This window comes from Enterococcus sp. RTP21361st1_A6_RTP21361_211029, assembly GCF_040910045.1.
Taxonomy (GTDB): Bacteria; Bacillota; Bacilli; order Lactobacillales; family Enterococcaceae; genus Enterococcus_D; species Enterococcus_D gallinarum.
On record NZ_JBDGBK010000068.1, the window covers coordinates 1 to 17,412 of the forward strand.

Below are 17,412 nucleotides of genomic sequence, written 5' to 3' on the forward strand. Positions count from 1 at the left end.
GATCAGTGCGCCGATCAACGGTTTATTCTTAAAGAAAGACTTGTCTAATCCAAATCCGCTTTGCTTGCGAACATTAAAAATATGCATCAGTTGTGCGATCGCCATAAAGGTAAACGTAGCGGTCTGGGCATAAGCTAATTCATGATTTGTTTGTATCAAAAAATTAAAAAAACCAAAAGCCGTCAATCCGATCACTATCCCGCTTAAAATAATTCGACCTAAGAATCGTTTATTGACCAAACTGTCTTCTTTGGAACGAGGCTGACGTTTCATCAGGTCCTCTTCTGCAGGTTCAAAGGCCAACGCCATCGCAGGAGCGATATCGATCACTAGATTCAAGAACAAAATATGCAGCGGTTGAATCGGCATGGGAAGAAGAAAAATGACACTTAGAAAGATTGTCACGATTTCGACCATATTACAAGAAAAAAGGAAAGAAACGTATTTTTTGATATTGTCAAAGATGATTCTTCCTTCTTTGATTGCGTCGACGATTGTCCCAAAGCGATCATCAGTCAAGATCATATCAGAAGATTCCTTAGCTACTTCCGTGCCGCGAATGCCCATCGCGATCCCAATATCGGCACCATTAAGAGCAGGAGCGTCATTCACGCCATCACCGGTCATTGACACGATCTCTCCTTCTTCCCGCAGTGCTTTGACTAGTTGAAGTTTATTTTCCGGCGAAACCCGAGCAAATACAGCCACTTCTTCGATCCGTTCATTAAACGCTTCTTTACCTGCCAAGGCGTCGATCTCTTTTCCCGTCATCGTCTTATCAAAATCGATCAAACCAATTTCTTGTGCGATCATGGAGGCTGTTTGCGGGTGATCACCTGTGATCATTTTGACACGAATCCCCGCTTCTTGAGCGATTTTGACAGCTTCTTTAACATCTGTTCGTGGGGGATCAATGATGCCAACAAAACCTTGGATCTCTAAATTATCCAATGATTCTGTCAGCTCAGACTCCGACAAACCACCCTGATAGTTACTGATTTGTGCCACCGCAATCACTCGTTGCCCATTGGAAGCTAGTGTATGATTGATGTCGTTCAACTGCTCTTTCACAGACGGATCGACGGCAGCTTTCTCGATCAAAACATCCGGTGCACCTTTCATGATCAACGTTCGCTGTTCTTTTTCATAGACGGTGATCATAAATTTGTTTTCTGAATCAAAAGGAAGCTCAGCGATTTTTTCAATGCCTTGATCCATCAGTGTTTGACGATCGATGCCTTCTTTTTTTCCTAATACAACAAACGCTCCATCGGTTGGATCTCCTAGGACCTCAAACTGGCCATCCGTTTCTTTCAAAGAAGCGGACGTACATAGTGCACCGTTTTCAATCATCGCTTGAAGTGCTGGCTCTTCATTGACTGAGATTTCTTGTCCTTCTTTATGGAAGCTCCCCGTCGGTTCGTACCCATTACCGGTCACAGTGTATTGCTCTCCATTACTTAGAATGATCTCAGCGATCATCATCTGATTTTCTGTCAATGTACCGGTTTTATCACTGGCAATGATACTCGTAGCGCCCAAAGTCTCAACCGCTGAGAGGGTTTTGACTAATGCTTTGTGTTCAGCCATGATCCGCATGCCGCGAGAAAGAGTAATGGTTGAGACAGCGGGCATTGCTTCTGGAATGGCTGCTACTGCAAGGATGATCGAGATATGCAGCATTTCTACCAAAGGCTGATCCGTTAGAAGACCTGCAATTAGGACCGTCACGGCGGCAAAGAGTGCCGCAATAATGATGGCTTTCCCTAATTTATCCAGCTCGATATCCAAAGGCGTTTTCGCGCTTTTGTTTCCAGTCAGCATATCGCTGATTTTTCCGACTTCCGTTTTCATCCCGGTGGCTGTAACGACGGCATAGCCCTTTCCTCTTGTCACTGCTGTTCCTGCAAAAACAACATTGCGGCGATCTCCTAAAGGGACGTCTTCATCATATTGTTCTGCCGCATTTTTTTCTACAGCTTCGGACTCACCCGTCAATGCGGACTCAATACAGGCTAAATTGCGGCTTTCCAGCAAACGTGCATCGGCAGCGATCGCATCACCTTCTGCCAAAACGAGAATATCCCCTGGAACGATCGCAGCAGATTCGACTTCCATCACTTGCCCATCACGAATCACTTTTGCGGTAGTGTAAATCATTTCCTGAAGGGAATCAATTGACTTTTGTGCACGCAACTCTGTCACAAAACCAGTCATCACGGCAATTACCACCGCAATCAACACAGCAATTCCTTCTATCGTTTCTCCCATCGCAAAAGAGAGCAATGCGGCGGCTAGTAATAAATAAACGATTAGATTATTTAAATTGTGCCATAACAATTTCCAAGGGGAGGTCGATTCTTGTTGCTGAATCGTATTTTCACCATATGTATCTAGCGCCTCTTTTGCGCCTTGCTTACTAAGCCCTTTCGTCTGATCTGAATGAAAGTATTCAAGTGTTTCTGTCGGTGTTCGTTGATAAAAATTTTCCATCTATTCTCCTCCTTGTATAAGTATCTTCTATGTCTATAGCTCTGTTTTTATAGTGAGATTTTGTCCATGACAAATTATGGCTTCAAGTAAAGTTGTGTCACTTGTGCTTGGAGTCAGGGCGTATGATTGACAAAACGGAAAAATCAAGCAAGGATTGCTTCTTTCGTATGTTGTGAGGGTGTCTGTAATCTTGATCGAATGCGAATACAGATGGGAAAACGCCTCCACAAGTTTTTTACGAGTTGATTGGAACACAGCAATTGAAAATCATTGGTTTTAGAAAGGGAGATCTGGGTACTTCATAAAAGGGTGTCTGCAGATAAGGATGTTTACTTTGTGAAAAAAACTATCTTTCTATCTTTAAGTTATCATGGAATAAAAGGCAGGTAAATTATTTTGCTTGAAAAATATCAATATCATTAAGATAAAGAACAAAATTTATGTAAATTTGAATTTAAAATAAAGAGAATCAAGATTTCCGATTTCTTTTCACAAATAAATCTGATAGAGCAATCCCTTTCCTTGTGAAATAAATAAAAAATAACAACTTTTTTTAATAAGAAATTTCTTTCGCTCGCGCTTTTCCACCTGAATTTATTCGTTTTAAGTCAACCCAATTCAATCCAAGTCAACCCAGAAAAAGAAGTGATCCTCTTGAAGAAATCAGCTTGCCGCAAGTATTCATTTGAAATACTACGAACGGGTTTGAGAGTAACAGAAGATCATTTAACCCCAGCATCTAGAGGAAAACTAACCACTGCTTAGTAAAAAAACCAATTCCTTTGAGGTCTTCTTCCCCTCATGGAATCGGTTTTTTTACCTGTTCTTGCTGCTGTCTTTCTGTCTCTAAGTAAATATATGTTTTTTTCGGAGATAATACCGTGCGAATTACTTGTTCCAATTGATCGATCACCTCATAGTCACTCGAAGTTGCTTTAGGAGAAATCGTCAATTCAGCAACGATCAGTAATTCATCTGGACCTAAATGCAGAGTACGCAGGTCAATCACTTCAGCTACTTCCCTAGATGATAATACTTGACGAATTTTTTTCAGATCACTTTTCGAAGCACTCTCTCCGATCAATAAACTATAAAATTCTTTCCCTAAAAAACCAGCTACGATCACTAGAAGGACCCCACCAATGACACCCCCTAAAGAATCAAAGATGGGGTTGTTGGTGATTGCTGTCAATAAAATACCCACCAATGCAATGCTCACACTGATCAATGCAAACAAGTCTTCTGTAAAGCCTAAAAGGATCTCGCTCTCTCGGCTTTCTTTCAAAAAAGCGATCAACGGCTGTTTATCCGTGTTTTGCTCTTTGATTTCTTGCCATCCACTTTGGACTGCTGAACTTTCAATAAAAAAACCAGCAAAAAGAATGGCTGCAACTAGTGGGATGTTCTCCACTTCGTGGGTAGGATCCAAAAGATCCTGACTTGCCTCCATGATTGCCAACAGGCCGCCACCGAAAAAGACCGTCATTGCCACAACCGTACTAAAAAAATAAGTCGCGCGCCCCTCACCAAATTGGTAAAGTTCACTTCGGCCGCGCCGTGCTCGTTTTTCGCCGATTGCTAGTAATCCCTGATTGAGACAATCAATGACACTATGAATACTTTCATTCATCAACACCGCACTGCCGCTGAAAAGAAATCCAATGATTTTGACCACTGCTGCAATAATATGCGTGACTAAGACAATACCTCGTGCCTGTCGTTTTTCTTGATCGGCCTCTTTCATTTTCTATGTCTCCGTTCTGTCCACTTTTATCAAGTGTTTCCTTCTGCTTATTTAAGAATAGCACCTTCCAATAGAGGAGGAAAACAATTGCGCTTAGCGCTGACGAGGCCCAGAAACAGAATTTAACTTTTTTAATACAAAAAAAGAGACAAGTGAGCGTTGCATTCTCCTTCGAAAGCTGGCTACAAGTGAGAGGATTGCGACAGTAACTGTCATTCTCTGGCTTGTCGTTCCGAGTGAATTGCGTTGCTTTTTTGTCTCTGGTTGATTCTGTAATCATTTGTTCCATGCTTGTTCGTGCCGAGAGGCAATGGTGGTCAAGCATTGGTGATGGGCATCGTCGCCGCTAGTCGATATATTTTTCTAAATGATGAATCAACTGTGTGGCTTGCTCTTTAGATGGCGAGAGAATCAATAATACATCAAAGCCAGCCATCGTGGCAACAATCCCTTCAAGATCCATTTCATCTAGATAATTCGCAATAACATCTGCCCCATTGCTGACAGTATGGATCACTGTGATGAACTCCACTTGTTCAATTGATTTCAAGTATTCATTCATCGATAGCTTCAGCTTTTCGGTCACATCTGCTTCCGCCGTAGCAATCATCGTATACTTCGTTTTGCCTTCTTTCGTATAAGTTTTTGCGATATTCAACTCCCGCATATCTCTTGAAATGGTCGCTTGTGTGGAACACACGCCTTGTTCGTTCAATAAGCGCATCAATTCTTCTTGTGTCTCTACTTCTTGGTTGAGGATCAAACGCTTGATAATCGCTTGTCGCTGGTTTTTCTTCAAAATGATCACCTGCTTCTACTCTATCCATTATCTGCGGATACGTCATGTATCCGCATTCAAAAAATTATCACTGATGGACACTCGAGTCATTTAAAAGTAAGCGAGATCGATCATCCGTAAATCAGCTGCTTGCCACAGTAGTTGTTTGGAAAATCGATCCCACCCTTTAATGATTGTCGTCACAGTGCTTTTATTATTCATCTAATTGGAAAAACGCATCATCGATAAATATCAATTCTTTATATTGGTAGGAAATTTTTTTCTGTTTGATCAATTGTTTCAGCACTTGACTAACCGTTTCTCTCGTCGTACCGCTGAATTTCGCAAGATCGTTGATCATGATCGGATAAGGAATATACCAAGACTCATCTAGCTTTCCATGCTTTTTCATAAGGATCGCTAGTGTATTGATGACACGATCATGGGCACTGGAAGTAATACAGTATTGCATTCTGGTCACTTGCTGTTCCAGTACTCGACCTTGTTTCTTAACGATCATTTTCAATAATTCTCGATCCGCTACCATCAATTGTTCCAAAACAGCAGTTGCCACATACGCGACTTCGATCTCTGTCACCGCAATGGCAGAAAAGTCATAACACGCTGCTTCAAAAAGGCCATTTACCGGAAACAGTTCACCTTCACTGATGAAATCCGTATAAAAGAAAGAATCGGTTTGATCATTTTTTTCGATACGAATCAGTCCGCTACACAGAACAAAAATACGATCACGCAAATCTCCATCGTTGAATAGAATCTGCCCTTTAGGAAAGGTTCGGTAATACATATTTTCTTCCAATCGTTCCCTGTTTTCTTGCGTCAGCACTTTTAGACAATCAAAATTGTCTTTTACGTATTCTCGCATGTTTCCACTAATATCCATCACTCCAATACTTTGTTTGCCAGTTAATCAGAAATGATACGAGTCCCTGTTTCGTGATCAAAATCAGCTAGGTCTTCTAACGAGGTAATGATCGCAACATTGTTTTTGCTAACCTGTACAAAATCCATCGCTGCTTGAACTTTTGGCAACATACTTCCTGGCGCAAAGTGACCTTCCTGGATGTATTGTTCCAGTTCTGTCAAATTGACTTGGTCTAACCATTGCTCATTGTCTTTTCCATAGTTTAAGGCAATTTTAGAGACACCTGTCAAAATAATCAACTCTTCTGCCTCCAAGACCTCTGCCAGTTTCTCTGAAGCAAAATCTTTGTCGATCACGGCTTCGACTCCTTGTCCTGATTCAGTAACGGGTATCCCTCCGCCACCTGCACAAATGACAATAAAATCGTTGTCGACCAATGCACGAATGCTGGCTTGGTCATGGATTGTGATCGGTTTCGGGCTGGCAACGACTTTGCGCCAACCGCGACCGGCATCTTCTTTAAAGATCGCATTGGTTTCTGTCATCATCTGCTGGGCTTGCTCTTCAGTCAAGAAAGGTCCTACTGGTTTTGTCGGATCGGCAAATGCTGGATCCTTTTCACTGACTACTACTTGAGTGACCAGCGTTGCTACCTTTGTTGGTAAGCCTTCTGCTGCTAATTCTTCTTCTAATGCATTCTGCAACCAATAACCGATACTTCCCTGAGTCATAGCGACACAGGTATCTAATGGCATCGCAGGATTTTTGGGAGAGTTTGCTGCTTGTTGCTGTAATAAGAGATTCCCAACTTGCGGTCCATTTCCATGGGTGATCACTACTTGGATCTCTTGTTTGATCAAAGATACTAAATGTTTGGCTGTTTGTCTAAGCGCCTGTTGCTGCCCTCTTGCGCTAGGATCATCGGTCAAGATCGCATTTCCACCTAATGCGATGACTACTGTTCTTTTATTCGTCATGGTATCCCTCGTCCTCTCACACTCTTGGAATAAATAGATTTCCTAAAGTAGCGGCCATGATTGCTTTGATCGAATGCATCCGATTTTCAGCCTCTTCAAATTGACGACCATATTTGCTGCGGAAGACTTCATCAGTGATCTCCATTTCTTTGATCCCGAATTCTTCTTCGATTTTCTTTCCGTAGACAGTATTCGTATCATGGAAGGCAGGCAAGCAATGTAAAACAATCAAGCGGTCGTCTGGTGTACCTGTCGCTTTGATCAAATCCATATTGATTTGATAGTCTTTTAGCAAATTGACCCGTTCGGTGAACTTGTCTTCTTCACCCATTGATACCCACACGTCCGTATAAAGGACATTCGCACCACGAACACCTTCAGCAGTGTCATCTGTGATCATCAATTGGCTGCCAGATTCTTTGGCAAATTCATTGGCATAACGAACGACGTCGTCTTCTGGGAATAAGGATTTAGGTGCGCAGATTCGAACATTGACCCCAAGAATCGCACCAGTAACTAACAAGCTATTCGCCATATTGTTACGGCCATCTCCCACATACACCAACGTGATGTCTTTCAACGTGCCAAAGTTCTCTTTGATCGTCATGAAATCAGCGATCATTTGGGTTGGATGCCATTCATCTGTTAATCCGTTCCATACAGGAACACCAGAATACTTCGCTAAATCTTCGACGACTTGCTGGCTGAAGCCGCGGAATTCGATTCCGTCAAACATACTGCCTAACACTTTAGCGGTGTCTTCTACAGATTCTTTTTTACCTAGCTGAATGTCATTGGCGCCCAAGAATTCTGGGTGAGCACCTAGATCGATGGCAGCTGTCGTAAAGGCCGCCCGTGTCCGAGTCGATGTTTTTTCAAAGAGCAAGGCAATATTTTTTCCTTCTAAATAGCGGTGCGGGATATTTTTTTTCTTGAGTCCTTTTAAGTGAATCGAAAAGTCAATCAGATACTCGATTTCTTCTTTCGTAAAATCTTTTTCTGCTAATAAACTTCTTCCTTGAAATACTTGTTCCATTATTCATTCCTCCTATGATACCGTTAGTCTTTATTTTTGTAAATTTCAGGTTGCTCAAAGATCTTCTCTGATAAATGGCATGCTCATACAACGAGGGCCGCCACGTCCGCGAACGAGTTCACTTCCTGGGATGTAATTAAGTTTGACCCCTGCTTCGACTAGTTTTTCATTCGTAATCAAGTTCCGGTCATAGACGACTACTTCTCCTGGTGCAATCGTCAACGTGTTCGAACCATCATTCCATTGTTCTCTGGCAGCTGCTGTGATATCTCCACCTCCGCAACGAATGAGTTCCACTGCATCTAAATCAAGATAGCGGCAAAGAATCCGTTCCAATGTTTCTTTTTCTTCATAGATTTTGATTTGGTCATTTTGTTTGGAGATGGAATAAACCGTTAACTCGCCTTCGATTTCCGGATGGATAGTGAACTTGTCATAATCCACCATTGTAAAGACCGTATCCAAATGCATGAATTTACGCTCTTCACCGATATTGAAAGCTAGCACATGTTCAAAAGTCGGTTCTTTCTCAAATAATTTTTTCGCCAATTTTTCAATTGAAGCGACATCTGTACGTTGTGAAATCCCAACAGCTAACACTTTTGATGACAAGACTAATTCATCGCCACCTTCGATTCGTGTGGATTCATCCCGATTGTATAAAAGATGCTCGGCTTCTTTTTTGAAAATTGGATGATAGTTAAAGATATACTTGCCGTACAATGTTTCTCTTCGTCTCGTTTCTGAATACATTCGGTTCAAGGAAACACTATTTCCGATCGTAGCAAATGGATCGCGGGTAAAGTACAAGTTCGGCATTGGATCGATCAGAAACGGATACTGATCGTCTACAAGATCGGTCAGATTCTGATGGCCAGCGATCTTCATTTCATTTTTTCTCAATCCTGCCATCGTTCGGTCGATCAGTTCACGATTATCAGAGATCGATAGTAAATATTCTTCAATCACTTTGCGGGTGTTTTCACTTTGGATGTTTGCTTCCTGCAAGTACTCTGCAACAAATTGTTCCTTGAGTCCTGTAGAGGTCAAAGATTCAGCTGCTAAATCTTCCAAGTAAAGCACATCAACCCCTTTATTTCGCAATGTTTCGGCAAAGAAATCATGTTCTTTTTGCGCTTGCTGTAAAAAAGGAATATCATCAAACAGCAATTGTTCCAAATAATCCGGCATTAAATTTTCCAATTCTTTTCCTGGACGATGAAGCATCACTTGTTTTAATCGTCCAATCTCTGAAAAAACGTGAATAGGTTCATTCATTTTTTCATCCTCCTCATTCCTATACAATTTGTTTCCCTTTTTCTATGAAACTTTTTTTAAATAGTCTGAGAGTAATCTCAAACCAGTTTCTAGCGTCTCTTTCTTACAGCAATAACCTAAGCGGGCGTGCCCTGGTACCCCAAAAGCTGTTCCCGGAACAAGCAAGACCCCAGTTTCTTCTAATAGATCCACACAGAATTGATAGTCCTCTTGTTGGATCTTCAACTTAATAAATGCCGTAGAAACATAATGGGGAACGATTAATTCCACTTTCGGTTCTTGGTCTACCCACTGCTTGACGATGGCAAGATTCTCTGCGACGATTTTCTTGTTTCGTGCGATAATCTGCTCTTTGTTTTCCAATACTTGAATCGCTATTTCATCAGCGATAACACCGCCACAAATCATCGTATAATCTCGGTATTTACGAAAATGTTCCGTGAGTTCTTCACTAGCGGCAGTCCAACCGATACGAATACCTGGCGTTGAGTAGGTTTTTGACAAAGAGTTGGTAGCAATTCCCTTCTCATAGCAATCGACGATGGAACAAAATGTGCCTTCTTCTGTTAATGGTGCATAGACTTCGTCTACTAAAATGTAGGCATCCGCTTCTTTAGCGATGGCGACAATCTGCTGTAATTGCTCTTGATCAAATAGCGTACCAGTGGGGTTATTCGCGTTATTTAAGCAGATCATTTTTGTTTCAGGTTTCACTTTGGCTTTCAAAACTGCTAGATCAAGCTGCCAGTTTGCTTGATTTAATTCAACAAAGTCTACTTCTGCCCCAAATGCTTTTGGCAAATCATAGAGTTGCTGATACGTTGGCCGCATGGAGACAACATGATCCCCGCTCTCGATCAAAGCGAATAGTGCCAGGAAATTTGCTCCTGTAGCTCCGTTTGTCTGTAAAATATTCGCTGGTGTCATGTGTTGGTATAATGAAGCGACGAGTTCTTTGAATCGATCCGATCCTTCGATCCAGCCATAATCTAAAGGCTGCTGCGCGACACGTTTCAAAAAATCTGTACTCGTTTTGCCACTGAAGGCCATGATTTCCTCTAGCGTCAGTGCTTCGATAGAACTTTGGGCAATGTCATAGGTTGCTTTTTTCTCCCAGATATTCAACCATTCCTCGACACCAAAATTAGCAATATCCATAATCAACCCCCTTATACTGAGATCATTCCAGTAGCGATTGCTACGATCGACAATACTGCTGCTAAACTGACCACAGCCATGACAATTTTTTGCCTATTGCTGATTTGATAGTTGTTCTCTTTACATGCCCGTAAGTAGAAATAGAATCCTGGTAAATAGGCGATGCTGCATAAGAGAACATAGGCAAAGCCTGCTAATGTGATCCCAATGATCTGAAAGGCCGTTGCGACTGCACCAATAAACAATTGTTTATTGTCTTTTTGCTGATAGGAATAAATCATTTGATAGATCCCCACGAGCAAGTAACAAATCAAAATCGCTGCGGTACACATCGAATAAGCAAATTGATACGCGTAATCGGTCACAAGGAACGTTAACAAGAACACGTTCGTCAATGCAGCAGTGATAAACAATGAATAACTTGGTGCTTGTTTTCGATTGACCTTGCCCCAACTTTTTGGCAGCATCCCATCGCGGGACATCAATAAGGTTGTTTCTACTGGTAACATCGTCCATGACAGCCAGCAACCAATGATGGAAATGATCAGACCGATATTGATAAAGGCTGCACCCCACTCTCCAACCATATAGCGCAAAATGTTGGCCATTGCTGGTTGTGGTAACGCCATCAATTCAGCTTGCGACATGACGCCGTATGGCAATAAGGAAGCTAGCACATAGATGACTAGCAAGGAAAGCAAACCGATGACTGATGCTTTTTGGGCATCTGACCGTTTTTCCGCACGATTGGCTAAAACACTTGCCCCTTCAATCCCAACAAAGACCCACATCATCACCATTAGACAACCTTTGATCTGTGACCAGAGACTGACAGAAGCACCACTTTGTAGTGAGCTGCTGACATTTCCCCAGAAATCTGCTGAGAAAATATCGACATGAAAACTAACGAGTGCGATAACCATAAATAAAAACAAAGGAACTAATTTACAGATCGTAACAATTGTGTTGATAAATGAAGCGCTCTCAATTCCGTTATTCACCAGAAAGGTCAATACCCAAATAAAAACACTTGCTAGTAAGATAGACGGAATGTTTTGTCCTCCCTTGAATGCGGGTATAAATTCACCAATTGCACTCATGAGCATTGTCGCAAAGGCGACGTTTCCCAGCCAGGCAGAGAGCCAATAGCCCCAGCCACTGATAAAACCTCCTAATTTCCCAAATGCCGCTTCTGCATACCCAAAAATACCGCCGTCTAAATCTGGTCGTTTGGCGCCTAAATTATTCAATGATAAAACTAATGCAAGAATGCCAATTCCGACGATGATCCAGGCGATGATTGCAGGTCCAGGAGCAGCGGACATCGCTAAGTCATTCGTGATACCGAAGATTCCACTACCAATGGATGAACTGACTACTAAGGCAATCAAGCCGATTTTACTGATTCCTCTTTTCTTTTCCATTGTTCTCCAACTTTCTTTAGTATTGTGTAGTAACTTGCATAAATCCCACTTGCAAAAAAAATCACAAAAAGCAGTAAAACCAATCTAGCTAAATGAAATACTCTCTCGCCTCTTTCCTTTTATTTATTGATTTTTTCAGCTGAAATCAATCACTCTTCTTCCTGAGAAATAACAATTATTTATCAGGTACATGTATATGATAACGAGTTAAAATCGCTTACATTGTGGTTCAGTTATCATTTCCAATGCCCAAAAAATGGCATTATTCATCCGTAATGAATAATCGCTTTTATCCTCTTTTTTTTACCCATTTTTTTCTCCTCTAGCTCATAATCATTCAGATATTTTTTTCTAAGAATTTCATTAGAAAAATTGAATAGTGTCTATTTTTTGAAGAAAATCAATCATTTTCTAACTACATGTCAAAAACCACTCTCTTCTCAAAGACCTATGAATTTATTGCATACGACCGCCAAAAACGGCCCTTTTAGAAACAAAAAAAAAGAAACGCCGCAGCGTTTCTTTTTTTTATTATTTCCTATTATAAAAGAACATCATTTCATTAATAGTTTGTACTTGTATCCGTAGTCGTCCCTTGATTTTCTGATGTCGTCTCATCTAATTGACCCAATGCTTTCAACATATCATTACGGATCTCATTATAGGAGTAATCTTGAATATAAACGATTGACTGGCCATCATTTGAAAAACCGTCATACCATTCAAAAGTGTGCGTATTTATTTCAAAACCAGAAAGCATATTTCCCGCTAGAGAAACTAAGTCCTCAAACCTAAAATTCGTGTTGACATTATCTGAAACAGAATCAAGAATTTCTTGATATTTCGTGACATTATTAATTTTCAAAGCCTTGTGAATCGCTGCTTCAATCACTTCTTGTTGTCTGTTTCCACGATCAATATCCGAATCCATTTTTCTAATTCTGGCAAAAATCAAGGCTTGCTCACCATTAAGCTGTTGTTTACCTTTTGGAATTAAGGTTTCTCCAGAGTTGTCAACAGCGTAGTCAGTATTAATATCATAGGGAACATTGACGGTAATTCCTCCAATCGCATCAATGATCTTTTTGAAACTGATAAAATTGATATTGACGTAATAATCAATTGGCAGATTCAAATAGTTTTGTACAGTCTCAATTGTCGCATCTTCTTCCCCAACAGTATAGGCACTATTTATTTTTGCTGCGTCTACAATATTTCCTTTACCATCATAAATACTTGTCCATATATCTCTGGGAATACTAATCATATCAATCTTCTTATTTTCACCATCGTACACCATATAAATTAAACTATCTGTACGTGCCGAATCTAAATGATCCACTTCTTCTCTTTCTTCATCGTTGTCTATCCCCATTAACAGGATCCCAAATTTAGAATCAACATTTGCTGATTTCAATGAATTGTCTTTTTCTTTATTGGATTTGATCACAGCGGATTCTTTAAACATTTTATCCACAGAATTTTTTGCAGCATAATACGTATATCCTGCAAATAAAAAGACTCCTGCAATCGCAAAAAGTACGACGCCTCCTATGATTCGGCGCTTATTACGAGCTTTGCGGGCCCGCTGTTTGCTAAATTTCGACTTTCTATCCATAGTGCCTCCTTCATGTTTCCTACTTCACTCTCCCCGATTGTACCAGATTTTGTTTTCAGCGCCTATTTTTTTAAGATATTTTATATTTTTGCTGTGAATTTTTATGCTAATGCAAATTTGTTCGAAAAAAATTCCCTATGATTTTTCCTTGAAAAAATCTAAAAAGATCATAGCCAAGTAAAGTATCATACGCAGTATTTATCGTATAATTATCAAAAAAAATGAAAACTAATTGTTTGTTTCTGAAATAAAAATGAAACTTTCTTTTCTTTCTTGATTGCTCCCCCTCAGTTTGGAACTATGGTAAGATATGCTAGAAACGAAAGATTTTTTATTCGTAAATTCACAGTGGAGAATTCCTCTCCTGATGCATTTTTTCTTTCATTGACTATTTTATTTTTACAGGAGGTTTTTATGATTGGATTATTACGCTATGCCAAAGACTATCGTAAACAGATCGTCTTAGGTCCTTTTTTTAAGTTTTTAGAAGCTGTGTTTGAACTGGTTTTGCCACTCCAAATGGCTGCACTCGTGGACCAGGGAATTCGCCAAAACAATTGGTCGAAAGTAGTTGAAATGACCCTCTGGATGATTGCGATGTCCGTCATCGGGATGATCTGTGCGGTCATCTGTCAATACTATGCAGCCACTGCTTCTCAAGGTTTTGGCACGGAATTACGCAATACATTAATGAAAAAAATCAATTTGTTGTCCCACAATGAATTGAATCTATTTGGAACAGATACGTTGATCACTCGAATGACCAATGATATCAACCAAATGCAAGTTGCATTGGCTATGTTGATCCGTTTAGTCGTCAGAGCACCTTTTTTGAGTATTGGTTCAGTGATCATGGCGTTTGTCATCGATTGGCAAGCGGGCTTGATTTTCTTATGTGTGCTGCCACTTTTTTGTATCATTTTATTTTGGATCATTAGCAAGACAGTGCCATTATATAAGAAAGTCCAGATCCGCTTGGACGAACTAAATGAACTAGTCAGCCAAAATTTGAGCGGTATTCGCGTGATTCGTGCTTTTGCTCGATCAAAAACTGAGACCAAACGTTTTGACCAAGCCACAGATGATTTGACCAATGTCTATATTCGTGTGACCAATCTTTCTGCATTATTGACCCCGGCTACAACCATGATTATGAACTTAGGAATTATTGCACTCTTTTACTTTGGCGGTTTCAAAGTGAACATCGGAAACTTGGAACAGGGGGAAGTACTGGCGTTGGTCAATTATATGAACCAAATGCTGTTGGCACTGATCGTTGTATCGAATCTCGTCATCATTTTTACTCGCGCTGCTGCTTCGGCTTCACGGATCAATGAAGTTCTTGATACAGAACCGTCGATTGATGATAGTTTATCTGAGGTTTTTATGGATCAACAAAAACAGGCAGGTGCCCTTCGTTTCGAACATGTGGACTTTCGCTTTTCACCTAACTATGGCTTAGCATTAAAAAATATCGATTTTGAGATTGCTCCTGGCACAACCTTGGGCATCACTGGTCCAACTGGCAGTGGGAAATCGACATTAACGCAACTGATCCCGCGTTTTTATGACACAGCTGCTGGTAAAGTGATCGTTGATGGACAGGATGTACGCAAGTGGCCGCTGAAACAATTAAGACAAAAAATTGCCATGGTTCCTCAAACGGCGGTTCTGTTCACTGGTACGATTCGTGAAAACTTACAATGGGGAAAAAAAGATGCGACAGACGCGGAATGCTGGCAAGCATTAGAGATCGCCCAAAGTCGCGACTTCGTCGAAGCACTACCGCAAAAGTTGGATACGCCGATTTTTGAAGGAGGCAAGAACTTTTCTGGTGGGCAAAAACAACGCTTAACGATTGCTCGAGCAATTATTGCTAAACCTGATATATTGATTTTGGATGATTCATTAAGTGCGCTAGATTACCAAACAGATCTGGATCTGCGGATGGCTTTAAAAGAAAAAATTCGCGGAACGATTATCATCATTTCTCAGCGTGTTCGTTCGATTCAAGACGCACAGCAGATCTTAGTGTTAGATCAGGGAAATCTGGTCGCCAAAGGCACCCATGACGAGTTGATGATCACTTCCAAAGCTTATCAAGAAATTGTGGCATCTCAAGAGGAGGAAGAAGAATGAAAAAGAAATCATTTGATTGGTCTACCTTCCGCCGCTACCTCCCCTATCTCGCTGTGTATGCCAAAGAAACTTGGACTGCTGTCGTTTTAGGGATCGCTGCTGGCATCTCAACGGTTTTTATGACTTATGAAATAGGTCAGGCTGTCGATAAAATGATTGGTCCTAGCAAGGTTCATTTCGAAGAACTTTATCGCATTCTCGCGTTGTTTGGCGGTGTAGTGATCGTTACTGTTGTCAGTCAATGGCTGATCCAACGATTAGGGAATCGAGTGGCCTATCTGTCTGTCGCTGATCTGCGCAAAGAAGGTTTTGCTCATTTAAATACACTACCCTTGCGTTATTACGATCAAACGTCTCACGGGAATATCGTCAGTCGTTTTACCAATGACATGGATAATATCTCAATTGCGGTTGCTGCTGTCTTCAACCAATTATTCTCCGGTATCTCTGTCGTGCTGATTGCCTTGGTAGTTATGGTTAAGATGAGTGTGCCACTGACTCTCGTCGTTCTTGTTTCAACACCGATCATCTTTTTAGTCAATTGGATCGTGGCACGAACATCACAAGCAGATTTTGCGCGTCAACAAGAGATCGTCGGTGAAATTTCTGGATTCGTTACCGAAATGATCGGCAATCAAAAAATTGTCAAAGCATTTGAACGAGAAGCAATCAACCAAGAACAGTTTGAAATGATCAATGACGAATTAAACCTTCGTGGCCGAAAAGCACAGTTTTCTTCCTCGTTGACCAATCCGCTTTCCCGTTTTGTTGACCATCTTTCCTATCTGTCTGTCGGCTTCGTCGGTGGTTTATTGTACTTTTCAGGCTCGGGGCTGGTAACAGTTGGGATGATTTCAAGCTTTACGATCTATTCTAGCCAATTTTCAAAACCATTTATTGAACTGTCAGGCATCACCACTCAGATTCAGACTGCATTAGCTGGTTTGGCACGAACCTTCCAGTTATTGGATCAAGTGCCAGAAAGTGCGGATGACACAGCAACACAAGCGATGAAGGAAATCAAAGGTAAAATCGACTTTGAAAATGTGGCTTTTGCTTATGATCCAGGACAAAAACTGATCGAAAACTTTTCTTTTACAGCTGAACCAGGTGAAACGGTGGCAATTGTCGGAAAGACTGGTGCCGGTAAATCGACACTAGTCAATTTGCTGATGCGTTTCTACGATGTTGATCAGGGAACTATCCGAGTAGACGGCGTCGATATTCGTCAATTGCAGCGAACAGCGTTACGAAAGAGTTTTGGTATGGTCCTTCAAGACACGTGGCTGTTCGATGCTTCTTTAAGAGAGAATCTCCAATATGGTAATGACACGGCTACCGATGAAGAAATATACGATGCTTTAAAAAATGCATATATGTATGAATACGTTATGCGGTTACCAGATAAATTGGATACGCCGATTGGGCAACAAGGCATCAAGATTTCCGATGGGCAGCGACAATTACTGACCATTGCTCGTACTATGATCAGTAATCCCCCGATGCTGATCCTCGATGAAGCCACCAGTTCAGTCGATACACTGACAGAAAAGAAAATTCAGGATGCCTTTTTGAAAATGATGGAAGGAAAAACCAGTTTCGTCATTGCCCACCGCTTATCAACGATCCGTGCGGCTGATAAAATTTTGGTTATGGATGCCGGACAAATCGTCGAACAAGGTACTCATGAAGAATTGTTAGCGGAAAAAGGGTATTATTACCGTCTCTACCATGCTCAATTTCAACATTAACAGTCACATGTTGATAGATTAACGCTAAAAGAAGTGGTTCCCTAAAAGAACCACTTCAGACTGTAGACAAAGTCCATTTTATGGATGATGTCTACAGTCTTTTCTTTTATAATAGATTTATGAAAACGAA

The 17,412-nt window shown here is 40.9% G+C and carries 12 protein-coding genes; 2 read left to right on the plus strand and 10 right to left on the minus strand.

What is annotated here, in order from left to right; all coding sequences use genetic code 11:
* From AB5Z52_RS11840 to AB5Z52_RS11885, 10 genes are all read right to left on the minus strand, one after another.
* The coding region (locus tag AB5Z52_RS11840; protein ID WP_368266926.1) for a cation-translocating P-type ATPase at nt 1–2,493 on the minus strand (2,493 nt) is incomplete at its 3' end.
* A 799-nt stretch (nt 2,494–3,292) separates the two neighbouring features.
* On the minus strand, nt 3,293–4,237 hold the full coding sequence (locus AB5Z52_RS11845) for a cation diffusion facilitator family transporter (protein ID WP_368243764.1): 945 nt from the start codon (nt 4,235–4,237) through the stop codon (nt 3,293–3,295).
* A 346-nt stretch (nt 4,238–4,583) separates the two neighbouring features.
* Nucleotides 4,584–5,045 carry an arginine repressor gene (locus AB5Z52_RS11850; protein WP_225585845.1) on the minus strand — a complete coding sequence of 154 codons (462 nt, stop codon included), beginning with the start codon at nt 5,043–5,045 and terminating at the stop codon, nt 4,584–4,586.
* Between the two features lie 184 nt (nt 5,046–5,229).
* Nucleotides 5,230–5,919: a Crp/Fnr family transcriptional regulator gene (locus tag AB5Z52_RS11855; RefSeq protein ID WP_156232261.1), complete on the minus strand. Its 690-nt coding sequence runs from the start codon at nt 5,917–5,919 to the stop codon at nt 5,230–5,232.
* Nucleotides 5,920–5,942: 23 nt separating this feature from the next.
* Complete coding sequence (gene arcC / locus AB5Z52_RS11860; protein WP_003126017.1) at nt 5,943–6,878, minus strand: carbamate kinase; 936 nt, start codon at nt 6,876–6,878, stop codon at nt 5,943–5,945.
* 16 nt (nt 6,879–6,894) lie between these two features.
* Entirely contained in the window at nt 6,895–7,917 is a 1,023-nt protein-coding gene (gene argF / locus AB5Z52_RS11865) for an ornithine carbamoyltransferase (RefSeq protein ID WP_171917423.1), read from the minus strand.
* 51 nt (nt 7,918–7,968) lie between these two features.
* Nucleotides 7,969–9,192 (minus strand): arginine deiminase, encoded by a 1,224-nt coding sequence (arcA, locus tag AB5Z52_RS11870; RefSeq protein ID WP_029486596.1) that lies wholly within the window; start codon nt 9,190–9,192, stop codon nt 7,969–7,971.
* Nucleotides 9,193–9,234: 42 nt separating this feature from the next.
* Nucleotides 9,235–10,350, minus strand: a complete 1,116-nt coding sequence (locus tag AB5Z52_RS11875) for an aminotransferase (protein ID WP_021150069.1) — start codon at nt 10,348–10,350, stop codon at nt 9,235–9,237.
* Nucleotides 10,351–10,361: 11 nt separating this feature from the next.
* Nucleotides 10,362–11,774 carry an arginine-ornithine antiporter gene (gene arcD, locus AB5Z52_RS11880; RefSeq protein ID WP_135172042.1) on the minus strand — a complete coding sequence of 471 codons (1,413 nt, stop codon included), beginning with the start codon at nt 11,772–11,774 and terminating at the stop codon, nt 10,362–10,364.
* A gap of 562 nt (nt 11,775–12,336) precedes the next feature.
* Nucleotides 12,337–13,392, minus strand: a complete 1,056-nt coding sequence (locus tag AB5Z52_RS11885; RefSeq protein WP_368243767.1) for an LCP family protein — start codon at nt 13,390–13,392, stop codon at nt 12,337–12,339.
* Nucleotides 13,393–13,806: 414 nt separating this feature from the next.
* On the opposite strand from AB5Z52_RS11885, the gene AB5Z52_RS11890 reads away from it, so the two are divergent.
* Both AB5Z52_RS11890 and AB5Z52_RS11895 read left to right on the plus strand, forming a co-directional pair.
* Nucleotides 13,807–15,531, plus strand: a complete 1,725-nt coding sequence (locus tag AB5Z52_RS11890; RefSeq protein WP_288551797.1) for an ABC transporter ATP-binding protein — start codon at nt 13,807–13,809, stop codon at nt 15,529–15,531.
* Nucleotides 15,528–17,282 carry an ABC transporter ATP-binding protein gene (locus AB5Z52_RS11895; RefSeq protein WP_288551796.1) on the plus strand — a complete coding sequence of 585 codons (1,755 nt, stop codon included), beginning with the start codon at nt 15,528–15,530 and terminating at the stop codon, nt 17,280–17,282. The genes AB5Z52_RS11890 and AB5Z52_RS11895 overlap by 4 nt, the downstream gene beginning before the upstream one ends.
* Nucleotides 17,283–17,412: the final 130 nt, after the last annotated feature.

What these genes read in the sequence shown, in the direction of transcription:
- AB5Z52_RS11845 (WP_368243764.1), bottom strand. Translation starts at nt 4,237, where the DNA reads ATGAAAGAGGCCGATCAAGAAAAACGACAGGCACGAGGTATTGTCTTA.
- AB5Z52_RS11855 (WP_156232261.1), bottom strand. Translation starts at nt 5,919, where the DNA reads ATGGATATTAGTGGAAACATGCGAGAATACGTAAAAGACAATTTTGAT.
- arcC (WP_003126017.1), bottom strand. Translation starts at nt 6,878, where the DNA reads ATGACGAATAAAAGAACAGTAGTCATCGCATTAGGTGGAAATGCGATC.
- arcA (WP_029486596.1), bottom strand. Translation starts at nt 9,192, where the DNA reads ATGAATGAACCTATTCACGTTTTTTCAGAGATTGGACGATTAAAACAA.
- AB5Z52_RS11875 (WP_021150069.1), bottom strand. Translation starts at nt 10,350, where the DNA reads ATGGATATTGCTAATTTTGGTGTCGAGGAATGGTTGAATATCTGGGAG.
- arcD (WP_135172042.1), bottom strand. Translation starts at nt 11,774, where the DNA reads ATGGAAAAGAAAAGAGGAATCAGTAAAATCGGCTTGATTGCCTTAGTA.
- AB5Z52_RS11885 (WP_368243767.1), bottom strand. Translation starts at nt 13,392, where the DNA reads ATGGATAGAAAGTCGAAATTTAGCAAACAGCGGGCCCGCAAAGCTCGT.
- AB5Z52_RS11890 (WP_288551797.1), top strand. Translation starts at nt 13,807, where the DNA reads ATGATTGGATTATTACGCTATGCCAAAGACTATCGTAAACAGATCGTC.
- AB5Z52_RS11895 (WP_288551796.1), top strand. Translation starts at nt 15,528, where the DNA reads ATGAAAAAGAAATCATTTGATTGGTCTACCTTCCGCCGCTACCTCCCC.